The sequence below is a fragment of the Mycobacterium colombiense genome, from assembly GCF_001672755.1.
In the GTDB taxonomy this organism is placed as follows: Bacteria; Actinomycetota; Actinomycetes; order Mycobacteriales; family Mycobacteriaceae; genus Mycobacterium; species Mycobacterium colombiense_C.
Genome location: NZ_LZKI01000187.1, coordinates 1 through 1,686 on the forward strand (window position 1 = coordinate 1; position 1,686 = coordinate 1,686).

The window sequence follows — 1,686 nt, forward strand, 5'->3', positions numbered from 1 at the left end:
CAGCGGGATCTGGATCGGGCGTTGTTGGCGGCGGCCGGGTTCGGTAATACCGGCGCGGAGTTGTTCAACAAGGGTGGCCCGTATTTGGCGCGCGGCGCCGCCGACCTGGTCCCGTCGGCGCAACTGCTGGACACCTACAGCCCGGAAATCTATTGCACGCTGCACAACTACCACGACATCGTGCCCATCACCGGTGCCTCGGAGGGCGGCTTCAACGGCTACTCGTTGAACATGGACACCGAGGTCACGTCGGGACTGGGGCTTATCGCCAACCCGCTGTCGCTCGCCGCCGTCGCCGCGCTCACGCTGGGCCTCGGCGCCACGGCCGGTCTGGTCGGCGGTGCGCCGAACCCGTACACCTACCCGGAGAACCTGCCGCGGGTGAACGCGCGCGGCGGCCCGGGCGGTGCACCGGGGTGCTGGCAGCCGATCACCCGTGACCTGTGGCCCGCACCGGAGTTGGTGATGGACTCCGGCAACAGCCTCGCACCGTACAACCACCTGGACACCGGATCGCCGTATGCGATCGAGTACGTCTGGGGCCGCCAGGTCGGCGACAACACCATCAACCCGTAAACCCGATTAGCGCGCGAAAGCTCTGCCAGGCAACATCATTCGGTCGCCGGCATCAGCGGTCAACCCGCGCCGGCGGGAACGGTTATTCGAAAAATGATGTTGTGCGCCCGCCGATTTGACTGTTGCTTTGTTTGTGCCACGGCGTCGCGGTACATTTCATTGGTCTTATTGCATGTGTGTACAGGCTGGGTGGCGGCACCGAGATGAGGGGCAGGGTTGGCGACCGTGGGTTATCTGGACAACCACCCGCCTAGGTGGCTGCCCCTGATGATCTTCGGGCGCGCGGCGTAGCGCCATGGAGGGTTCACCCGTTCAGATCAACGACTCTCGCGAGCCGCCCTACAGGGTCATCACCTTCGTCGTGCTCGCGGTGCTCGCGGTGGTCTTCACCCTGGTCTACATCCAGTTCCGCGGAGGTTTCACGCCCAAGACGGAGCTGACCATGTTGGCGTCGCGGGCCGGGTTGGTGATGGATCCGGGTTCGAAGGTGACTTATAACGGGGTGGAGATCGGCCGGGTGGGGTCGATTGCGGAGACGGTGCGTGATGGGAAGCCGGCGGCGAAGTTCACGTTGGAGGTGTATCCGCGGTATTTGTCGTTGATCCCGTCGAATGTGAATGCCGATATCAAGGCGACGACGGTGTTCGGCGGTAAGTATGTGTCGTTGACGACGCCGGCGAATCCGTCGCCGCAGAAGATTTCGTCGCACACGGTGATCGATGCCCGGTCGGTGACCACCGAGATCAACACGTTGTTTCAGACGATTACGTCGATCGCGGAGAAGGTGGATCCGGTCAAGCTGAATTTGACGTTGAGTGCGGCGGCGCAGTCGTTGACGGGGTTGGGGGAGAAGTTCGGTCAGTCGGTGACCAATGCCAATGCGTTGCTTGATGATGTGAATCCGCAGCTGCCGCAGGCGCGCAAGGATATTCAGCGGTTGGCGGCGTTGGGGGATGCGTATGCGAACGCGTCGCCGGATCTGTTCGACTTTTTGAACAATGCGGTGGTCACCGCGCGCACGATCAATGCTCAGCAGCGGGATCTGGATCGGGCGTTGTTGGCGGCGGCCGGGTTCGGTAATACCGGCGCGGAGTTGTTCAACAAGTCTTG

2 protein-coding genes are annotated in these 1,686 nt (G+C 62.8%); both read left to right on the forward strand.

The window, feature by feature from the left end; genetic code table 11:
• On the forward strand, positions 1-576 hold a 576-nt coding region (locus A5708_RS23600; RefSeq protein WP_196772729.1), incomplete at its 5' end, for an MCE family protein.
• A gap of 295 nt (positions 577-871) precedes the next feature.
• Positions 872-1,686, forward strand: an 815-nt coding sequence (locus A5708_RS23605; protein WP_155766165.1) for an MCE family protein, incomplete at its 3' end; no start/stop codon positions are given.